The organism is Vibrio sp. 811 (assembly GCF_033339195.1).
This window is the reverse complement of record NZ_JAWOUB010000174.1, coordinates 1-910: the sequence shown is the minus strand read 5'-3', so window position 1 is coordinate 910 and position 910 is coordinate 1. Positions and strand designations below refer to the sequence as shown.

1 protein-coding gene is annotated in these 910 nt (G+C 46.6%); it reads left to right on the top strand.

Features of this window, described 5'->3' with window-relative positions; all coding sequences use genetic code 11:
- A partial coding sequence (locus tag R7Q46_RS25635) for a tandem-95 repeat protein (protein WP_318078008.1) occupies positions 1 to 910 on the top strand: 910 nt, incomplete at both ends.

Sequence of the window (910 nt, the reverse complement as noted above, 5' to 3'; positions counted from 1 at the left end):
TACTATTGATGTCCTGCCAAACGACACCGACGCAGATGGCGACAAGCTGAGTGTTGAATCAGCCTCTGTACCTAAAGAGCAGGGTACGGTTGAAGTGGTGAATGGCAAACTGGTGTTCACTCCAGCCGAGAACTTCCATGGCGACGCCGAAATCACTTACACCGTAACGGACGGTCAATTGACCGACGAAGCGAAAGTAGCTGTTACAGTAAATCCAGTGAACGATGCGCCAACCATCAAGGTTGATGCAGTAGAAAGCATCACTGAAGATGCAGTGAACACTGATACGGTAGTCGCAACCTTAACGGTTCGCGATACTGACACGCCTGAAGACCAATTAACCGTTTCTTTAGAAAATAACTCAAACGGTTACTTCGTGTTGGTTGGCAATGAAGTCAAGTTGACTCAAGCGGGTGTTGACGCAGTTAACAACGATGAACTCAACCTTAAAGACCTGACTATCAGCGCGTCAGTATCGGATGGTGTAAATCCAACGGCTAACGGCAGTGACAGTTTGATTGTGAATCGTGTTAACGATGCACCGACTGTTGAAAATGCCATTGCAGACCAAGTGTTATCGGAAGATTTCGATGCATACACGATCGACTTGAATGAAGTATTCAAAGATTCTGATTCCTCGCTAGAATTCTCAGTCTCTGGCAATAACAGCATCCAAATTTCTATTGTGAATGGCGTCGCCACAATCACTCCGACAGCGGATTGGAATGGCAAAGAGACAATTACGTTTACAGCTAAAGACCCAAGCGGCGAAAGCGTTAGCCGAACGGTGGACTTTACGGTTGCACCAGTAGTCGACATCAAGGCTGACAGCACAAATGTAGTCGAAGACACACCAACCATAATTAACGTCTTAGGTCACGACACGTTCGAAGGCACTGACAAAGTGGTA